Origin of the sequence: Mycolicibacterium neoaurum, from assembly GCF_036946495.1 — a bacterium.
In the GTDB taxonomy this organism is placed as follows: Bacteria; Actinomycetota; Actinomycetes; order Mycobacteriales; family Mycobacteriaceae; genus Mycobacterium; species Mycobacterium neoaurum_B.
The window spans coordinates 1,396,282-1,414,836 of record NZ_JAQIIX010000002.1 but is presented as its reverse complement, the minus strand read 5'-3'; the positions used below and the strand labels follow the sequence as shown (position 1 = coordinate 1,414,836).

Sequence of the window (18,555 nt, the reverse complement as noted above, 5' to 3'; positions counted from 1 at the left end):
GAACATCTCGGTGGGATCACGTTTTGTCACCGGTCGGCACCGGCCCGTCAGGCCACGTCAGAGGCACCGTCAGTACCCTTGATCGGGTGACCGCCAGCACCGCCCGGAGCAAATCGCAGGCCGCCTGGGATCGAGAGACCCACCTGGGCCTGGTGCGCCGCGCGCGCCGGATGAATCGAACGCTGGCGGTGGCCTTCCCGCACGTCTACTGCGAGCTGGATTTCACGAACCCGTTGGAACTGACGGTCGCGACGATCCTGTCGGCGCAATGCACCGACAAGCGGGTCAACCTGACGACACCGGCGTTGTTCGCGCGGTACCGCAGCGCACTGGACTACGCACAGGCCGACCGCACCGAACTCGAAGAACTGATCCGGCCGACCGGTTTCTACCGGAACAAGGCCACCTCGCTGATCAATCTGGGCACCGAGTTGGAGGCGCGTTTCGACGGCGAGGTACCGCACACACTGGCAGAACTGGTGACGCTGCCGGGTATCGGTCGCAAGACCGCCAACGTGGTGCTCGGCAACGCATTCGACATTCCGGGGATCACGGTCGACACCCACTTCGGCCGGTTGGTGCGGCGCTGGCGATGGACCGCCGAGGAAGATCCGGTGAAGGTAGAGCACGCCGTCGGCGAGTTGATCGAACGGCGCGAGTGGACGCTGCTCAGCCACCGGGTGATTTTTCACGGTCGCCGTGTCTGCCACGCGAGACGACCGGCATGCGGGGTGTGCGTGCTGGCCAAGGACTGCCCGTCCTTCGGCGCGGGTCCCACCGACAAGGCGACCGCGGCGGCGCTGGTCAAGGGGCCGGAGACCGACCATCTGCTGGCGCTGGCCGGGTTGTGAGCCGTTCGGCCCGGTGGACCGTCGCGGTCCTTATCGTTTTCGTCGCGCTGGGATACGCGCTGTGGCGGGAGTTGGGCGTCACCGAACCCGGTCCCACCGGATCCGTGGCATCCGAAGTCCCCGCCGCCCGTGACCACCGGGCAGCCGACACCCCCGAGGCGCTGGTCGGGCCGAGGCAGCGGGCGGATCTGCCGCCCTGTCCGGTAGGTACCGGCGACGGACCCGAGCCGCTGCGCGGGATCGTGCTGGAATGCGCGGGCGACGGCACATCCGTCGAGGTCGCGGCGGCGCTGGCCGGCCGTCCGGTGGTGCTCAACCTGTGGGCCTACTGGTGTGGCCCGTGCGCCGACGAACTGCCCGCCCTGCAGGAATATCAGCGCCGGATGGGTGCGCGGGTGCTGGTGCTGACCGTGCATCAGGACGAGAACGAATCCGCCGGTCTGTTGCGGTTGGCCGAGCTCGGGGTGCGGTTGCCGACGCTGCAGGATGGCCGTCGGTTGGTCGCCGCGGCACTCAAGGTGCCCAATGTGATGCCTGCCACCGTGGTGCTGCGTGCGGACGGTAGCGTGGCCGAGATTCTGCCGCGGCCGTTCGCCGACGTCGACGAGATCGCCGCGGCGGTGGATCCGTTGATAGGGGTGCCCGTTGGCTGAGCTCTCCCCGGACGCCGCGCCGGGCTGGTTGCGTCCGTTGCTCGACAATGTCGCCGCCGTGCCCGACGCCTACCGAAACCGCACCCCCGCCGACGTGCTGGCCGCGATCAACACCGCCAATGCCGCCGCGACGCGGGCCGGGACCAAACGCGATGCCGCCGTCCTCGTGCTGTTCTCCGGCCCCGCCGACGCGCCTTCCGGCGGCCCGCCGCGCGACAATTTCGGCGGCCCGCCGCCGGAAACCGACCTTTTGGTCACCGTCCGCGCATCCTCCCTGCGTAATCACTCCGGGCAGGCCGCTTTCCCGGGTGGCGTATCCGACCCCGAGGACGACGGCCCGGTGGCGACGGCGCTGCGCGAGGCGCGTGAGGAGACCGGGGTGGACACCACTCGGTTGACGCCACTGGCCGTCCTGGATCGGATGTTCATTCCTCCGACGGGGTTTCATGTGGTCCCGGTGCTGGCCTACTCACCGGACCCCGGTCCGGTGGGCGTGGTGGATCCGGCCGAAGCCGCCATCGTGGCGCGGGTTCCGCTGCGGGCGTTCATCAATCCGGAGAACCGGTTGATGGTGTACCGCCAGGCCAATACCAGCCGTTTCGCCGGTCCGGCCTTCCTGCTCAACCAGATGCTGGTGTGGGGCTTCACCGGTCAGGTGATCTCGGCGCTGTTGGATGTCGCGGGATGGGCAGAACCATGGAATACCGACGACGTGCGCGAACTGGAGGAGGCAATGGCCAAGGTGTCGTCGCCAAGCCAGTACGGTGAAGCCCAACGATGACTCCCGCACAGTGGCTTGACCTCGCAATCCTTGCCGTCGCTTTCGTGGCCGCGGTGTCCGGCTGGCGCTCCGGCGCGCTCGGATCGCTGTTGTCCTTCATAGGTGTCGTCCTGGGCGCGGTCGCCGGCGTGCTGCTGGCGCCCCACCTGGTCGGCAATATCGACGGTCCCCGGACCAAGCTGTTCGCCACCCTCTTCCTGATCCTCGCGTTGGTCGTGATCGGCGAGATCGCCGGTGTGGTGCTGGGCCGGGCCGTGCGCGGTGCGCTGCGCAACCCGGTGTTGCGCTTCATCGATTCGATCATCGGGTCGGCGTTGCAGTTGGTCACCGTGCTGATCGCGGCCTGGCTGCTGGCCTCACCGCTGACCAGCCAGCCCACCCTGGCCGGTGCGGTGCGCGGTTCCAAGGTGCTCACCGAGGTCAACAACCTGGCGCCGGAATGGTTGCAGAAGGTGCCCGCCCGGTTGGCCGGATTATTGGACACCTCCGGTCTTCCCGCGGTGCTGGAGCCTTTCAGTCGCACGCCGGTCGTTGCGGTCGACGCGCCCGATGCGGCGCTGGCGACATCGCCGGTGGTGCAGTCCGTCCGCGGCAGTGTGGTCAAGATTCGCGGTGTCGCGCCGAGCTGCCAGAAGGTGTTGGAGGGCAGCGGATTCGTCATCGCGCCCAACCGGGTGATGTCCAATGCCCATGTGGTCGCCGGCGCCGAGACGGTCACCGTCGAGGTCAACGGTGAGACCTACGACGCCACCGTGGTCTCCTACGACCCGAACCAGGACATCTCGATCCTCGCGGTGCCGGAACTGCCTTCGGTGCCGTTGGTTTTCGACGATTCCGAGGCCGCGCCGAGTACCGACGCCATCGTCATGGGTTATCCCGGCGGCGGCGATTTCACGGCAACCCCGGCGCGGGTGCGCGAGACGATCGAACTCAACGGGCCCGACATCTACAACTCGACGACGGTGAACCGCACGGTGTACACCATCCGCGGCACGGTGAAGCAGGGCAATTCGGGTGGCCCGATGGTCGACAAGGACGGCAAGGTCCTCGGCGTCGTCTTCGGCGCGGCCGTCGACGACGCCGACACCGGTTTCGTGTTGACCGCCGAGCAGGTGCTGCCCCAGCGCATGCAGGTGGGCAACACCGCGCCGGTGCCGACCGGCGTCTGCATCGGTCAGGCCGGGTAGACCGCGCCCAGGAAGTCGGCGAGCGCGGTGTTGACCGCCCGCGGACTCTCCTCGTGTGCGAAATGCCCCGCGCCCTCGATGGGTTCGAATCGCCCATCGGGTGCGTACGGCCGTGACCGGCGGACCGGATCGGCCAGAACGTAGGGGTCGGCCGCGCCGCGCAGGTGCACAAGCGGAACATCGATCGGCTGGGCCATCGAACGCATGAACCGGCGTCCCTCGCCGCGGATCTGGCTGCGCACCGCCCAACGTTGATACTCCAGCGTCGAGTGGACGGCCCCGGGGATCTGGATCGCCTGTCGCAGATGGCGCATGGTGACCGCGAAGTCCTCGGTGCCGACCCAGCCGTGGCCGGCACGGTCACGGATCAGCCGTTCCAGCTCCACGGCATTGTGTCGGGTGAGCTTGTGTTCCGGCCAGCGCGGCAATTGGTAGCGCAGCAGCCAGGGCAGCAGCGCACGGCGCTGGGCGGCGTCGGCCAATACCGACGAGCGCAATGCGACCGGGTGCGGTGAGCTGATCAGTGCGACGGCGTCGACCATCCGCGGGTGCAACAGAGCCGTCGCCCAGCAGACCAGACCACCGTCGGCATGGCCGACCAGGGTGGCCGAGTTGTGTCCTAGTGCACGAACCAGACCCGCGGTGTCCCCGGCCAGCGTCCAGCCGTCGTAACCGCGCGGCGGTTTGTCGCTGTCACCGTAACCGCGCAGGTCGACGGCGACGACCCGATGGTCGCTGTGAGCGTGCAGTTGGTGGCGCCACGACCACCAGAACGAACCGAAACCGTGCAACAGGATCACGAGGTGACGATCGGAACGCCCGCTGTTCCCCGACGCATCCTCGGCCTCCACGACGTGGAAGCGAATACCGTTGGCGTGAACCTGAAAATGGCGCCACGGCCCATCGATGCGCACCACCGACGGGTCCGGCCGCGCCTGCATGGCGAAGCGGCTACCAGCCGGAGGGGTCGGTGGTGATGGCCGGCTTGGCGGCCTCGGCGGGCTTGTCGGAGCCCGGCGTCAGCGCCTCCTTGGTCTCCTTGACCGAGGCGATGGTTTCGCGCGGCCCGCGGATGCGCCGGACCTTCAGGTAGCCGAGCAGCGCCAGCGCGATGGTGACCAACACCATGACGCCGAAGACGATCAGGAAGGCTGCCCAGCGCCACAACCAGGTATCCAGCAGCTCGGCGATGAAGAAGAAGAGGAAGAAGGTCGAGTAGAACAGCACGACCAGCGCCGCGATGAAGAACAGGCTGCCGGTGAGCCCTTTCTTCACATCGCGGGTGATCTCGGCCTTGGCGAGCTCCACCTCGGCGCGCACCAGGGTGGACACCTGCGCGGTCGCATCCTTGACCAGATCTCCGATGGACGGGTCGGCCTTGGGTGCGTGCGGGTCGACGAGCGGAATCGACGTCACAGTGGCGGGCACACCGTTCTTGCGGTCGCTGGTGCTCATAGGAGGCTATGTTGCCATGTTCCAGGGCGAGCGAAGCGACGGGGAGAGGGCTCCAGTCCGAGGAGGTGGCGGCTTCGCCACATAGAATGGCGGCCAGCCGAGGAACGGGGAGATGTTGAGACACCGCTGGCAGTCCATTGCGCGCACTGTTTCGCTCGCGGTCCTGGCGCCGTTGGCGGTTGCGCTGAGCCCGGTGGCCCACGCCGACGGCCCGGTACCGCTCGGCGGCGGATCGGGAATCGTCATCGACGGTCACGCCTACTGCACGCTCACCGCCATCGGCCATGACTCGGCCGGAAAATTGATCGGGTTCACCTCGGCGCACTGCGGCGGGCCAGGCGCGGTGGTCGCCGCCGAAGGCGTGCCGACGGCGGGAACGCTCGGCGTCATGGTCGCCGGTAACGACAACCTGGACTATGCGGTCATCGAATTCGACCCGCAGCGGGTGCAACCGGTGAACACGGTCAAGGGTTTCCGCATCGACGGTCTCGGGCCGGACCCGTCGTTCGGTGAGGTGGCCTGCAAGCTGGGCCGCACCACCGGCTACTCGTGCGGCGTGACATGGGGCCCCGGCCAGGATCCCGGCACCATCCTCAACCAGGTCTGCGGCCAGCCCGGTGATTCCGGGGCGCCGGTGACAGTCAACAACAGACTCGTCGGCATGATCCACGGCGCGTTCACCGAGGACCTGCCGACGTGCGTGACGCAGTACATCCCGCTGCACACCCCGGCGGTCACCATGTCGATGTCCTCGGTGCTCACCGACATCACCACCAAGAATCGGCCAGGCGCCGGCTTCGTGCCGATCGCCTGACCGATTGCCGGCGGCTACTTGCTGGCGCGGATGGCCTCGAAGACGCTGGGGTCCACCAGGGTCGAGGTGTCACCGAGTTCGCGGCCCTCGGCCACATCGCGCAGCAGTCGGCGCATGATCTTGCCGCTTCGGGTCTTCGGCAGTTCCGGGACGACATGGATCTCGCGCGGCTTGGCGATCGGGGAGATCTCCTTGGAGACCTCGGCGCGCAGTTCGTCGACCATCTGCTCGTGGGACAGCTCGGCGGCATGGCTCTTGAGGATGACGAACGCGCAGATGCCCTGGCCGGTGTGCTCGTCGGTGGCACCGACGACGGCGGCCTCGGCCACCCCGGCGTGCCCGACGAGTGCGGACTCGACCTCGGCGGTCGAGATCCGGTGTCCCGATACGTTCATCACATCGTCGATACGGCCGAGCACCCAGATCTCACCGTCGCTGCCGTAGCGTGCGCCGTCGCCTGCGAAGTACCAGCCCTGCTCGGCGAAACGCGACCAGTAGGTTTCCTTGAACCGTTCGTCGTCGCCCCAGATGCCGCGCAGCATCGACGGCCACGGCTTGTCCAGCACCAGGTAGCCGGTCGTCTGCTCGGCGCCGTCGACGGCGGGGCTCAGATCGTTGCCGTCATCGTCAACGATCTTGGCCGAGATGCCGGGCAGCGGTGTCATCGCCGAACCGGGCTTGCAGTGGGTTACCCCTGGCAGCGGGGAGATCATGATGGCGCCGGTCTCGGTCTGCCACCAGGTGTCCACGATCGGGGTCTTGTCAGCGCCGAAGACCAGCCGGTACCACCGCCACGCCTCGGGGTTGATCGGTTCGCCGACCGAGCCCAACAGGCGGATGCTGGACAGGTCGTGTTCGAAGGCGAGTTCGCGGCCCCACTTCATGAACGTCCGGACCACCGTGGGAGCGGTGTAATAGATTGAGACACGGTATTTTTCGATGACCTGGAAGTGGCGGTGCTCATCGGGGGACGCTGGGGTGCCCTCGTAGACCACCTGGGTGGCGCCGTTGGACAGCGGTCCGTACACGATATAGGTGTGGCCGGTCACCCAGCCGATATCGGCTGTGCACCAATAGACATCGGTCTCGGGCTTGAGATCGAAGACGACCGAGTGGGTGTAGGACGCCTGGGTCAGGTAACCGCCCGAGGTGTGCACGATGCCCTTGGGCTTGCCGGTGGTGCCGGAGGTGTACAGCAGGAACAGCGGGTGCTCGGAGTCGAAGAACTCGGGCGTGTGTTCGACCGATGCCTTGGGCACCGTTTCGTCCCACCACAGGTCGCGGCCCTCGGTCCACGGCGTGTCGATTCCGGTGCGGCGCACCACGAGAACGTGCTCGACGGGGCTGTCGGAGCCGAGTCCGTCCAGTGCCTCGTCGACACCAGCCTTCAGCGGCGCGGCCTTGCCGCGGCGGTACTGGCCGTCGGAGGTGATGACGATCTTGGCCTGGGCATCCTCAATGCGGGCCTTGAGCGCCGAGGCGGAGAAGCCGGCGAACACGACCGAATGCATAGCGCCCAGTCGCGCGCAGGCGAGCATCGCGATGATCGCCTCGGGCACCATCGGCATGTAGATGGCCACCCGGTCGCCGGCGGTCAAACCCAGCTCGGCCAGCGTGTTGGCGGCCTGGTTGACCTCGTCCTGGAGCTGGGCGTAGGTGATGGTGCGCGCGTCGCCGACCGGCTCACCCTCCCAATGGATGGCGACCCGGTCACCGTTGCCGGCCTCGACGTGTCGGTCCACACAGTTGTAGGCGACGTTGAGCTTGCCGCCGACGAACCACTTGGCGAACGGCGCGTTCGACCAGTCCAGTACCTCGGTGAACGGGGTACCCCAGGACAGTCGGTCGGCCTGGGTGGCCCAGAACGCCAGTCGGTCGGCCTCGGCCTGATCGTAGAGATCGCTCGTGGCGTTGGCATTGGCCGCGAACTCGGCGGGCGGGGGATAGGCTGAGGGCACGCCGGTCTGCGTCGCTGTGGTCTCGCTCATGGATGTGAGCGTAGTCACCGAAGGTTGCAGCGGCGTTGGAGCGTCACAAGACGCGCTGCGGACGGCTGTCGAACTGCGCCGAACGTCGAGGATTGCAGGCTCAGCGGTCGGCTAGCGTTGTCCGGATGACCGACGAGCGTTCGCGCAACGAGCCGAGGAACACCGATCCACTCGCTCCACTGGTAGCGCTGGAAGGTGTCGCCGCCGCCGGTGACGAGGCCCGCGAGGCGCTCGGCCGGGCGCATCGACACCGCACCAATCTGCGCGGCTGGCCCCAGACCGCGGCTGAGGCAGCGCTGCGTGCGGCACGCGCGAGTTCGGTGCTCGATGGCGGCTCGTTGAACCTGTCCGAGTCCGGCGAACCCGATCCGGTGCTGGCCGGGGCGTTGCGGGTGTCCGAGGCGTTGGAAGGTGGTGCGACTGCGCTGACCCAGGTGTGGCAGCGGGCGCCGCTGCAGGCGCTGGCGCGATTGCACTCGCTGGCGGCGGCGGACCTGGTCGACGACGACCGGTTGGGTAGGCCGCGCTCGGCGCCGGAGGTGGGTCCGCGGCTGGAGATGCTGGCCGAGCTGGTGACCGGCGGCACGTCGGTACCCGCCTTTGTGTTGGCCGCTGTCGCACACGGTGAACTGTTGACCCTGGAGCCCTTCGGTTCGGCCGACGGTGTGGTGGCGCGCGCGGTGTCACGGCTGATCACGATGTCCAGCGGGCTGGATCCGCACGGACTCGGTGTGCCGGAGATGTTCTGGATGAAGCAGTCCGGGAACTATCGGGCCGCCGCGCGTGGCTTCGCCTCGGGCACGCCGAACGGACTGGGTGCCTGGCTGGTGTTGAGCAATCAGGCTCTGCATGCCGGGGCGCGGGAGGCCCTGGCCATCGCCGAGGCCGCGCGGGACCAGCCCAGCAAATGAAGCGGGCGACGGTCCGTGACCCACTTGCGTCGGTCACGGCTCGTCGCCCGCTAGCACGGATTCCGGTTACCAAGCGTGCTGAGGTGGGTTGTGTGGGTGGCCTCGGCGTTCTCACGCTGCGCTATGGGTGCAACCCCACCCAAGGGGTTGTCACGTCATTCGCTTTTCGTAATTCCGCAGGCCCACAACGCTTCTGCCTGTATCGCGGCTTGAGCTCCGCGTGGGTTCCGGTGATCCGTGCTAGGAGTGTCGACTCGGGAGATCACACCTTCTCTTCCGGTGTGGCCTTGGCCTTGTCGAGCTCCGTGCACTCCTTTGTACTACGTGACTGCGGTCACATCAAGTATCAAACGGGGGTGAATCTCGGTCGTTATGAGGATGCTCTCAGCTACCGACGGGTAGTGGTGGGCGGCAACAACTTCCGGAGCAGCGAGTAGGTCAGCGCCCCGCCTGCCAGCGCGCTCAGTCCCACCGCGACGGTGGTTGCCACCGCAGCGCCGGAGGGTGCCGGGAGTCGGTCGCGCAGCGATACCGGCCGGGTGAACGCCAGCACCGGCCAACCGCGTTGGCCGGCCTCCTTGCGCAGTGCGCGATCGGGATTGACCACCGAGGGGTGTCCGACCGCCTCCAGCATCGGCAGATCGGTGATCGAGTCCGAGTACGCGTAGCAGTGCTCCAGTGCGTAGCCCTCGCGTGCGGCCAGCTCCCGGATGGCCTCGGCCTTGCCCTCGCCGAAGCAGTAGAAGCCCACCTCCCCGGTGTACTTGCCGTCCTCGACGACCATCCGGGTGGCCATCGCGTGGGTCGCACCCAAGGCCGCGGCGATCGGTGCCACGATCTCTTCGCCTGATGCCGACACCACGACGACATCGCGCCCGCACAGCTTGTGGTCGGCGATCAGGTTGGCCGCCTCGTCGAAGACCAGCGGGTCGACGATCTCATGCAGCGTCTCGCCGACCACGGATCGCACCTGCTCCACGTCCCAGCCGGTGCACATATCGGTGAGGTAGGTGCGCATCCGGTCCATCTGGTCGTGGTCCGCACCGGACATCAGGAACAGGAATTGGGCGTACGAGGACTTGAGTACTGCGCGCCTGTTCAATAGTCCCTGGTCGAAAAAGGGTTTGCTGAATGCCAGGGTGCTGGATTTGGCGATGACCGTCTTGTCGAGGTCGAAGAATGCCGCGGTGCGAACTGGCTGACCGTCCTGTACTGCGGGATCGGGCGCGGTGGCAAAATCGGTAGAACCATCGGGTACCGTCACAGGTCACAGCATAGGCGCCCGCACCGCGGCACTACTTTCCCAATGCTGGGAAAGTGACAGCTCACGACACCTGTCGCAAACTGCAGGATTTTCGACACAACCTGCGAATTCAGTGGTCGGCTACTTGCACTGCGCGGCGAATCCGTGTGTATAGTGGCAATCACTCGGCCTTAGCCGAGTGTGGATCAGCCCGACCCCCCGGGGCTGATACACGACGACCTCCGCCTCCTCCCCCCCTGGCGGGGGTCGTCCCTTTTTCCGGACTTTTTTCGTCCACTCCTTGACGTCGAGACCTTCCGCAAGGTTGCGGAACGCCGTTTTCAGTCTTTTGGTCTATCCACAATCGCCGGTTCATCCACAGATGTGGGCGCGGTACTGGCGTGGTCCGGTCGGTACCCAGAGGCTGATGAGGTGACGTCGAACGCAACCCTGCTGGCCGTGGTCGAGGGCAGGTCCCTGCGCGAGGAGGTCGACCGGGTTGCCGCCGCCGCCGGCCTTCCGGTGGTGCATGCCGAACGGCCGTCCGGGCGGGCGGCCTGGCTCGGCGCCCGGGCGGTGGTTCTCGACGCCGAGTCGGCCCACCGGCTGGCGGAGCTGGACCTGCCCCGACGGGATCGCGTGCTGATGGTCGGCGTGGACGATGCCGGGGTGTGGGAGTGGCAACGTGCGGCAGCCGTTGGCGCGCAACACTTCTTCAAACTTCCCGACCAGGACGAGGAGCTCGTCGGCGCGTTGGGTGCGGCGGCGGCAGATCCTGGGCCGGGCGGTCGCAACGGTGGTGTGCTGGCCGTCATCGGCGGGTGTGGTGGCGCGGGTGCCTCGCTGTTCGCCACTGCCGTGGCGCAATCGGCGGATTCGGCACTGCTTGTGGACGCGGATCCGTGGGGTGGAGGCATAGATCTGGCGATGGGCACCGAGGGGGTGCCCGGTCTGCGGTGGCCGGATCTCGCGGTGCGGGCGGGCAGACTGAGTTTCGACGCGCTGCGCGGTGCGCTGCCGACATCGCGGGCGGTGACGGTGCTGTCCGGCGGGCGCAGCGGTGCGGAGATCGGGGCGGGGCCCATCTCTGCGGTGGTCGACGCCGGTCGCCGGGCGGGGGTCACGGTGGTATGTGATATCCCCCGGCAGGCGACGCCGGTGACCGAAACCGCTGTTTGCACAGCCGATCTCGTGGTGGTGATCGCGCCGGCCGATGTGCGCGCCGCGGCCGCCACCGGTGCGCTCACCCGGTGGGTTCGCGCGGTCAATCCGAATCTCGGGCTCGTGGTGCGTGGGCCGGCACCCGGGGGACTGCGGGCGGTGGACCTGGCCGACGGAATCGGTCTGCCGCTGCTGGCCGCCATGCGTCCGCAACCCGGACTGGCCGGCGCGCTGGAGCGCGGGGGACTCCGGCTCGCCGCCCGGTCGCCGTTGGCCACCGCCGCCGCGCGGGTGTTGCAGGTGCTGCGCAGACAACCGGTGGGAGCAGGATCATGAGCGGCGCGTACGGAGCGAAAAGATGAGCGATCTGATCGAGCGGGTAAGGGAACGTCTCGCCCATGACGGGGCCGCGCTACGGCCGGAAGTGGTCGCTCAGGCAATCCGCGCGGAATCCGGTGGGCTGCTCGGTGACACCGAAGTGCTGAGCAGCATGCGAAGTTTGGCTACCGAGCTCACCGGCGCCGGCCTGCTCGATCCGTTGTTGCGCGCACCGGGTACCACCGATGTCCTTGTCACCGCCCCCGACGCGGTCTGGGTGGACGACGGTAACGGGTTGCGGCGCAGCGGCATCTGCTTTCCCGACGAGGACGCGGTGCGCAGACTCGCGCAGCGTCTCGCCCTGTCTGCCGGACGCAGGCTCGACGACAGCCAGCCCTGGGTCGATGGCCATTTGAGCTGTGTCGGAGTCGATCCCGTCCGGTTGCACGCGGTGCTGCCGCCCGTTGCTGCCGCGGGGACCTGCATCTCGCTGCGGGTGCTTCGTCCGGCCCGCCAGGATCTGGCCGGGCTGATCGCCGCGGGAGCGATCGCCGAGCCCGCAGCGGAGCTGTTGGCCGGGATCATCGCGGCACGGCTGGCCTTCCTGGTTTGCGGGGGCACCGGCGCCGGGAAGACCACGTTGTTGTCGGCGCTGCTGGGAGCCGTCGCCGCCAACGAACGTCTCGTCTGTGTGGAGGATGCGGCCGAGCTCGCGCCGCGACACCCACACGTGGTGAAGCTGGTCGCCCGCGGCGCCAACGTCGAGGGCGTCGGAGCGGTGACGGTGCGGGATCTGGTTCGCCAGGCACTGCGGATGCGACCCGACCGAATCGTGGTGGGGGAGGTCCGCGGCGCCGAGGTGGTGGACCTGTTGACCGCACTGAACACCGGTCACGACGGAGGTGCGGGCACCGTCCATGCCAACAGTGCCGCCGAGGTGCCTGCGCGGCTGGAAGCGTTGGCCGGGCTGGGCGGTCTGGACCGCACTGCTTTACACAGTCAGCTGGCCGCCGCGATACAAGTGGTCGTGCATGTCGGTCGCGACCGCGAAGGGATTCGGCAGGTGCGCGAGATCGCGCTCCTCGAGCGCGATCACGACGGTTGGGTCGACGCTTGTACCGCGTGGCGACTGCGGTACGGGTTCGGCGACGGGATCGACGCATTGCGGCGCTTGTTCGACGATGCGGGCATCCGATGACGACCGCGGCGATCCTGCTGGCGGTGGCGCTGCTCGTCGCACCGACACCGGCCGGTCATCGACTCGGACGGCCGGTTCGGTCTCGCCGACGACGGCGGATCTCGCCGCTGTGGGCCGTTGCGCCCGCAACCACACTCACGATGCTCGTGTGGGAACCGACTGTGGTGCTGGCCTGCCTACTCGTTGCGGCCACCGTGACTCACCGGCGACGCCGCGCGGCGCGCCGACGGTCGGCCGTGGCGGAGGCGCTCCAACTGCGGGATGCGCTGGACGTCCTGGTCGGAGAGCTCCGGATCGGCGCGCACCCCGTCGCGGCCCTCACCGCGGCCGCCGGTGAGGTCGGCGGTCAGGTCGGGGACCGGCTGCGGACCGTCTCGGCACACGGGCGCCTGGGCGCCGATATCGCGACCGGCATGAGTTCGGTGGCCGAAGCCTCCGCCATCCCCGCGCAATGGCGTCGGCTGGCGCTGTGCTGGCAGTTGGCGCACCACCACGGTCTTGCGATCGCGACGCTCCTGCGCGCCGCGCAACACGACATCGTCGAGCGTGACAGGTTCCGGCTCCGATTGGACGCCGGACTCGCCGGACCGCGCACCACCGCCGCGGTGCTCGCCGGAATGCCGGTACTGGGAATCCTGCTGGGACAGCTCATCGGTGCCCAGCCGGTGCAATTCTTGGTCGCCGGTGGGGCCGGTGGCGTCATCCTGCTCATCGGAGTGGCATTGTCCTGCCTGGGCCTGTATTGGTCCGACCGCATCATCACGGCGGTGGCCGCATGAGCCTGGCTGCGGTGCTGCTCGCGGCGGCGGTGCTGATCGGTGCCGGTCCCGCCCGCACCAGGCGGTCACCGCTGCGCTGCACGCCGGAACTGCCCGACGATCCACTGGCCGCGGCATCGTGTCTGGACGTCCTCGCCGCCTGCCTGTCCGCGGGCATGGCGACCGCGACCGCGGCGGCAGCGGCTGCGCCGTTGGCACCGGTGTTACTGCGTACGCAGCTGATGCGCGCGGCGGACCTGCTTGCCCTCGGCGCCGGATCCGTGCGGGCGTGGGCAGATCCCGGTGCTACCGCCGACCCGCATGGCGCGGTGCTGGCCAGGCTCGCTCGCCGCTCGGCGGTCTCCGGTGCGGCTCTTGCCGACGGCATCGCCGAACTGGCCGACCAGGTGCGCATCGACGCGGGCTCGGCTGCCGATGCCGCCGCCGAGCGCGCCTCGGTGTTGATCGCAGGCCCGCTTGGCCTGTGTTATCTGCCCGCCTTCGTCTGCCTGGGAATCGTCCCGGTGGTCGCCGGACTGGCCGGTGACCTGATGTCAGGCCTGTAACCGATGAGAAGGAGTAACCATGCTGCAGAACATGATCCGAAGGGTGCAGGCCCGCGTCATGGTGGTCGCCACCGACGACTCCGGGATGAGCACCGTCGAATACGCGATCGGCACCATCGCCGCGGCCGCCTTCGGTGCCATCCTCTACACCGTGGTGACCGGCGACTCGATCGTCACTGCACTCTCCAACATCATCACCCGCGCTCTCAACACCAGTGTCTGAGCGGTGAGTTCGGCGGTGTCACGGTGGAGGCGGCCTTTGCGATCGCCGCCTTGGTCTCGGTGCTGGTGCTGTGTGTGGCCGGTATCAACGCCACGGTCCTGCACATCCGGTGTGTCGACGCCGCACGGGAAGGGGCCCGGCTGCTCGCCCGCGGCGACGATGGCGTCTCGGCGGCGCGCCGGGTCGGGCCGAAGGGGTCGACGATCTCGGCACAGCGCGACGGCTCGTTCGTCGTGGTGCGGGTCAGCGCGGTCACGGCGCTGCTACCAGGGATCGTCATCTCCGGGGATGCGGTGGCGATGGCCGAGCAGTCCCGGTGAGGACGGCGGGTCGGCGACTTTGATCGCGACCGCCCTGATGGTCGTGCTGCTGACGGTCACCGTCGGCGTGCTGATGCTCGGCTCGGTGGTCGTGGCGCGGCATCGTGCGCAGTCGGGGGCCGACCTGGCCGCACTCGCCGGCGCCGCATCGTTGCCTGCCGGTCGGCAGAGTGCCTGTGCGGCAGCACAATCCGTTGCCGAGTCGAATCGGGTGACGGTGGTCGAGTGCACCCTGGACGGTCTGGATGTAGCGGTCAGCGTCGTGGCTGCCACCGTGCTACCCGGGCGCGGCGCCCGAGCGGAGGCCAGGGCGGGGCCGGCCGAGGGTGGCGTCAGTCCGTCTGGCCGGTGATCTTCCGGAGCCGCAGAAGCGATTTGAACGCCGCGCGGGTGCCGGACTGCGCACTCTCGGCCGCGGTCGCCTCCTGCTCGGCAGCGGCGATCTCCTCATCGGTGGGCAGCCGCATCGACATCAGCGCCGCGTAGGTGTCGTCATCGAGCTCGATCCGGTTCACGGTGACGTGGACGGGGGTGAACCCGCCGCCGTGGGCGGGCAGGCGCAGTACCCGGGCCGTCGGCCCGTCGGCGAATTCCTGTGCCATGGCCAGGACGTGGCGCTCGTCGCCGGGGTGCAGGACGGTATCGCCCTGTTCGCCGGCCCGCCAGTCGAAGAATGGGCACGGCTTGTCCAGCCATTTCAGCAGTCGCCAGTGGTTGAGGTCGACGATCGCCCGGTGCACCCCGGGTGCGGCAAGGCCGTTGAGGATCCGCTGCGCCAGATCATCGGGACGCACGACCGGGCCCTCGGCGACGCTGCGCCAGTTCATCGCTCGGCATATCAACCGTTCGCTGCCGTCATCCTGCTCCTCGGCGATCGCCCTGGCGACGAAACCCACGGTGATCGGCTGACCCCGGAAATCGGTGACGTTCCAGGTGCTGCACAGCACATGGCCCGGCTTGGCCCGAATCACCATGGACAGCACCTTCGATTCCTGGGGATTGAGCGCCCTGGCGGGCATGTCCTCGGCGAAGGCGCGGCCCTGGGTGGCCTCGACGCTGGCGTCGCGGCCCGCGTTGTACAGAGATTCCACAGTGTCCGTGGCGATTCCGGCCGTCAGATCCCATTTGAGCGGTCCCGGCATCGGACGGTCCGGCGGGTCGGCGCCGGGTTCGCCGATCCAGAGGTGCACACCATGGATGACCCCGTCGGACATGTGCACCACTTCGGTGCGGATCACGCGGTCGTTCTTGGGAGTGATGCTGGTCAGAGCGTGACCGGCGCGCACCGTCTCACCGATGGCCGATTGGATGGCCATCAGGTGGGGGTTGCGGCGGAGAAAAGTGCTGATCGGGACCAGGTTCTTGGTCCTCGATCCCTGGGCGACGATGGCGGGTTCGTCACCCAGGGTCTCCACGAGCAGCCAGTCGTGGTCCATGCCCGTGAGTTTAACCGGCACCCGCTCCCCTTTCGGTTGTTTGCTCATGCTGCGGAATTCGTCGGAACTTGCTGTTGGAGCGCGATTTGGGCGGCCATCGTGTCTGTCGCTGGCGTCAAAACGAGTTGCAGGGGGTCTGCTGAAGAGGTAATTTCCGACTGCACCCGGTTCGCCCGGGCTGAAAACGGATCGCGTTGTCCGACCGTTTTGACGGTACGCGAAGTGTGACCGATGTTGCTGGCGGGGCGACGCGGTCGAGGGCGAGATGGCCGACGAGGGGTGGGCCTTCCCGTCGCGAGACAACGCGGTGTCAGCGTCCCGCCAGCTCGTCGAGCACCATGCGCAGAACGCGGACCGCCCCGGCCTTGTCCAGCGGATCGTTGCCGTTACCGCACTTCGGCGACTGCACACAGGACGGGCACCCGGCTGGGCACTCGCAGGCCTCGATGGCCGCGGCCGTCGCTTCCCACCACAGGTACATCTGCCGGTATCCGCGGTCGGCGAATCCCGCGCCGCCCGGGTATCCGTCGTAGACGAAAATCGTGGGCAGACCGTCTTCGGGCCCGGATGCCGTGGACACTCCGCCGATATCGCCGCGATCGCAGCTGGCCACCAGCGGTAACAATCCGATCGCCGCATGCTCGGCGGCGTGCAGTGAACCCGGCACGGCCAACGGGTCGATCCCGTTGGCGTACAGCGTTTCCGGAGTGATCGTGCACATCACCGCGACGGTCTCCAGTGTGCGGGTCGGCATATCCAGCTCGACGAAGTCGATGACCTCACCATCGAGCCTGCGGCGCAGGTATCCGGTGACGGTGTTGGACACCGAGACCGGCACGACACCGACGGTCACCGGGCCGACCGTGCGGCGCTCACCGGTCCCGGTGACCGCGATATCGGTGACTTCCCTTGCGGCCGTGGTGTACCCGGGGTCCTCGGCATGCACGATCGCGATACCGTCCTCGAAGTCCAGGCTGTCCACGACGTAGCTCTCACCCTGGTGCAGATACACCGCCCCGGGATGTACCGAGGCCGGAGCCTGGCCGGTGCCGGTGGTGCCCAGGATCCGGCCGGTGCCGGACTCCAGGATCGCGATCTGCCCACCCGAGGCACCGCGGATATCGACCGCCGGATGCGGGTCGATCTCGGGCGCGGGGAACCAGCCGGTGGGACGCCGACGCAACAATCCGTCGTCGACCAGTGTGCGCGCGACCTCTTCGGCATCCCAGGTCCGTACCTCGGCGTCGGTCAGCGGCAGTTCGGTCGCCGCGCACAACAGCTGCGGACCCAGCACATAGGGATTGCCCGGGTCGATCACGACCTTCTCGATCGGCCGGGCCAGCAGCGCGCGTGGATGGTGCACCAGGTAGGTGTCCAGTGGATCGTCCCGGGCGATCAGCACGATCAGTGCGCTCTGCCCGCGTCGGCCGGACCGACCCGCCTGCTGCCAGAACGAGGTGACGGTGCCGGGGAAACCGGCCAGGACGACCGCATCCAACCCGGCGATGTCCACGCCGAGTTCGAGCGCGTTGGTGGTGGCGACACCGCGCAGTTCACCCTCGCTGAGCGCGTGTTCCAGCGCGCGGCGGTCCTCGGAGAGATAACCGGCCCGGTAGGAGGCGACCCGGTCGGCGAGGTCGGGGGCGATCTCCTCCAGCCGTGCCGAGGCGGCCAGCGCGGTCAGTTCGGCCCCGCGCCGCGACCGCACGAAGGTCAGGGTGCGGGCTCCCTCGGCGATCAGGTCGGCCATCACCCGGGCGGATTCCGCACCGGCCGACCGCCGTACCGGCGCGCCATTCTCCCCGACCAGGTCCTCGAGCAGTGCAGGCTCCCACAGCGCGACCGTCCGCCCACCGTGCGGCGAGCCGTCCTCGGTCACCGCCGTGACCGTCTCCCCGATCAGCTGGGCGGCGGTCTCGGCGGGCGCCGCGGTGGTGGCGCTGGCGAAGATGACCGTCGGCGACCCGGAGTATCGCGCGCACAACCGCAGCAGCCTGCGCAGCACCAAGGCCACGTTCGAGCCGAAAATGCCTCGGTAGTAATGGCATTCGTCGACGACGATGTACTTGAGGTGGCGCAGGAACACCGCCCAGCGGGCGTGGTTGCGCAATAGCGACAGGTGGATCATGTCCGGGTTGGAGAAGATCCACCGGGACCGCTCACGGGCGAAGCGGCGCATATCGGTGCCCGCGTCACCGTCGTAGGCGCACGGCGCGACATCGCGCAGGCCAGGGACCTCCTCACAAAGGCCGTGCGCGGCGCGCAGCTGATCGTGCCCGAGCGCCTTGGTGGGGGACAGGTACAGCGCGCGGGCCAACGGGTCTTCGGCCAGCGTGGTCAGGATCGGCAGCTGGTAGGCCAGCGACTTGCCCGAGGCCGTGCCGGTGGACAACACCACGTGCCGACCGGTGTGGGCCAGTTCGGCCGCCGCCACCTGATGAGACCAGGGGGTATGCACCCCGCGCGCGGTGAAGGCGGCGACCACGTCGGGTTCGGCCCATGCCGGCCAGGGCAGGCTCGTGCCGCGGCGGGGTGGGATGTCTTCGACATGACGGACCGGATGTTCGTCGGCCGGAGTGCCCCGCACCGCGCAGGACAGCAGGTCCCGACCGAAATCGGGCCCAGTACTCGGCCCTGGCACAGACACGACACTCCCTTCCGGTGTTCACCAGCATGTATCCCCAGGTGAATT

19 protein-coding genes are annotated in these 18,555 nt (G+C 68.4%); 13 read left to right on the top strand and 6 right to left on the bottom strand.

What is annotated here, in order from left to right; genetic code table 11:
• Nucleotides 1–86: 86 nt before the first annotated feature.
• From nth to marP, 4 genes are read left to right on the top strand one after another with little or no spacing between them, the layout of a single operon-like run.
• Nucleotides 87–851 carry an endonuclease III gene (gene nth / locus PGN27_RS12205; RefSeq protein WP_335326354.1) on the top strand — a complete coding sequence of 255 codons (765 nt, stop codon included), beginning with the start codon at nt 87–89 and terminating at the stop codon, nt 849–851.
• Nucleotides 848–1,504, top strand: coding sequence for a TlpA family protein disulfide reductase (locus PGN27_RS12200; protein ID WP_335326353.1), 657 nt, complete (start codon nt 848–850; stop codon nt 1,502–1,504). Before nth ends, PGN27_RS12200 begins: the two co-directional genes overlap by 4 nt.
• Entirely contained in the window at nt 1,497–2,285 is a 789-nt protein-coding gene (locus PGN27_RS12195) for an NUDIX hydrolase (RefSeq protein WP_335326352.1), read from the top strand. Before PGN27_RS12200 ends, PGN27_RS12195 begins: the two co-directional genes overlap by 8 nt.
• Complete coding sequence (gene marP, locus PGN27_RS12190; protein WP_335326351.1) at nt 2,282–3,472, top strand: acid resistance serine protease MarP; 1,191 nt, start codon at nt 2,282–2,284, stop codon at nt 3,470–3,472. Before PGN27_RS12195 ends, marP begins: the two co-directional genes overlap by 4 nt.
• Here marP and PGN27_RS12185 read toward each other — a convergent pair.
• Nucleotides 3,460–4,413 (bottom strand): alpha/beta fold hydrolase, encoded by a 954-nt coding sequence (locus tag PGN27_RS12185; protein ID WP_335326350.1) that lies wholly within the window; start codon nt 4,411–4,413, stop codon nt 3,460–3,462. The two genes, marP and PGN27_RS12185, sit on opposite strands and share 13 nt — an antisense overlap.
• A 10-nt stretch (nt 4,414–4,423) precedes the next feature.
• A complete protein-coding gene (locus PGN27_RS12180; protein ID WP_335326349.1) occupies nt 4,424–4,927 on the bottom strand; it encodes a phage holin family protein in 504 nt (167 codons plus the stop codon).
• A 112-nt stretch (nt 4,928–5,039) separates the two neighbouring features.
• On the opposite strand from PGN27_RS12180, the gene PGN27_RS12175 reads away from it, so the two are divergent.
• Nucleotides 5,040–5,741 carry a S1 family peptidase gene (locus PGN27_RS12175; protein WP_335326348.1) on the top strand — a complete coding sequence of 234 codons (702 nt, stop codon included), beginning with the start codon at nt 5,040–5,042 and terminating at the stop codon, nt 5,739–5,741.
• A 14-nt stretch (nt 5,742–5,755) separates the two neighbouring features.
• Here the strand turns inward: PGN27_RS12175 and acs are convergent, their stop codons facing one another.
• A complete protein-coding gene (gene acs, locus PGN27_RS12170) occupies nt 5,756–7,729 on the bottom strand; it encodes an acetate--CoA ligase (RefSeq protein ID WP_335326347.1) in 1,974 nt (657 codons plus the stop codon).
• A 125-nt stretch (nt 7,730–7,854) separates the two neighbouring features.
• Here acs and PGN27_RS12165 point away from each other — a divergent pair, with 125 nt between their 5' ends.
• Nucleotides 7,855–8,640 carry a Fic family protein gene (locus PGN27_RS12165; RefSeq protein WP_335326346.1) on the top strand — a complete coding sequence of 262 codons (786 nt, stop codon included), beginning with the start codon at nt 7,855–7,857 and terminating at the stop codon, nt 8,638–8,640.
• A gap of 388 nt (nt 8,641–9,028) precedes the next feature.
• Here the strand turns inward: PGN27_RS12165 and PGN27_RS12160 are convergent, their stop codons facing one another.
• Nucleotides 9,029–9,904, bottom strand: coding sequence for an HAD-IB family hydrolase (locus tag PGN27_RS12160; RefSeq protein ID WP_335326345.1), 876 nt, complete (start codon nt 9,902–9,904; stop codon nt 9,029–9,031).
• A gap of 411 nt (nt 9,905–10,315) precedes the next feature.
• On the opposite strand from PGN27_RS12160, the gene ssd reads away from it, so the two are divergent.
• The 7 genes from ssd to PGN27_RS12125 are packed head-to-tail and all read left to right on the top strand — an operon-like array spanning nt 10,316 to nt 14,779.
• A complete protein-coding gene (ssd, locus tag PGN27_RS12155; RefSeq protein ID WP_335326344.1) occupies nt 10,316–11,380 on the top strand; it encodes a septum site-determining protein Ssd in 1,065 nt (354 codons plus the stop codon).
• Nucleotides 11,381–11,402: 22 nt separating this feature from the next.
• On the top strand, nt 11,403–12,560 hold the full coding sequence (locus tag PGN27_RS12150) for a TadA family conjugal transfer-associated ATPase (RefSeq protein WP_335326343.1): 1,158 nt from the start codon (nt 11,403–11,405) through the stop codon (nt 12,558–12,560).
• Complete coding sequence (locus PGN27_RS12145; protein ID WP_335326342.1) at nt 12,557–13,339, top strand: type II secretion system F family protein; 783 nt, start codon at nt 12,557–12,559, stop codon at nt 13,337–13,339. Before PGN27_RS12150 ends, PGN27_RS12145 begins: the two co-directional genes overlap by 4 nt.
• Nucleotides 13,336–13,884 (top strand): type II secretion system F family protein, encoded by a 549-nt coding sequence (locus tag PGN27_RS12140; protein ID WP_335326341.1) that lies wholly within the window; start codon nt 13,336–13,338, stop codon nt 13,882–13,884. Before PGN27_RS12145 ends, PGN27_RS12140 begins: the two co-directional genes overlap by 4 nt.
• Before the next feature lie 19 nt (nt 13,885–13,903).
• Entirely contained in the window at nt 13,904–14,107 is a 204-nt protein-coding gene (locus PGN27_RS12135) for a DUF4244 domain-containing protein (protein ID WP_335326340.1), read from the top strand.
• Nucleotides 14,108–14,130: 23 nt separating this feature from the next.
• Nucleotides 14,131–14,427 carry a TadE family type IV pilus minor pilin gene (locus tag PGN27_RS12130; protein WP_335326339.1) on the top strand — a complete coding sequence of 99 codons (297 nt, stop codon included), beginning with the start codon at nt 14,131–14,133 and terminating at the stop codon, nt 14,425–14,427.
• A complete protein-coding gene (locus PGN27_RS12125; RefSeq protein ID WP_335326338.1) occupies nt 14,396–14,779 on the top strand; it encodes an Rv3654c family TadE-like protein in 384 nt (127 codons plus the stop codon). The genes PGN27_RS12130 and PGN27_RS12125 overlap by 32 nt, the downstream gene beginning before the upstream one ends.
• Here the strand turns inward: PGN27_RS12125 and PGN27_RS12120 are convergent.
• Both PGN27_RS12120 and PGN27_RS12115 read right to left on the bottom strand, forming a co-directional pair.
• Nucleotides 14,760–15,863 (bottom strand): PAS domain-containing protein, encoded by a 1,104-nt coding sequence (locus tag PGN27_RS12120; protein ID WP_335326337.1) that lies wholly within the window; start codon nt 15,861–15,863, stop codon nt 14,760–14,762. The two genes, PGN27_RS12125 and PGN27_RS12120, sit on opposite strands and share 20 nt — an antisense overlap.
• A 310-nt stretch (nt 15,864–16,173) precedes the next feature.
• The gene (locus PGN27_RS12115) at nt 16,174–18,510 is read right to left on the bottom strand and encodes a DNA 3'-5' helicase SftH (RefSeq protein ID WP_335326336.1); all 2,337 of its coding nucleotides are present in this window, start codon (nt 18,508–18,510) and stop codon (nt 16,174–16,176) included.
• Nucleotides 18,511–18,555: the final 45 nt, after the last annotated feature.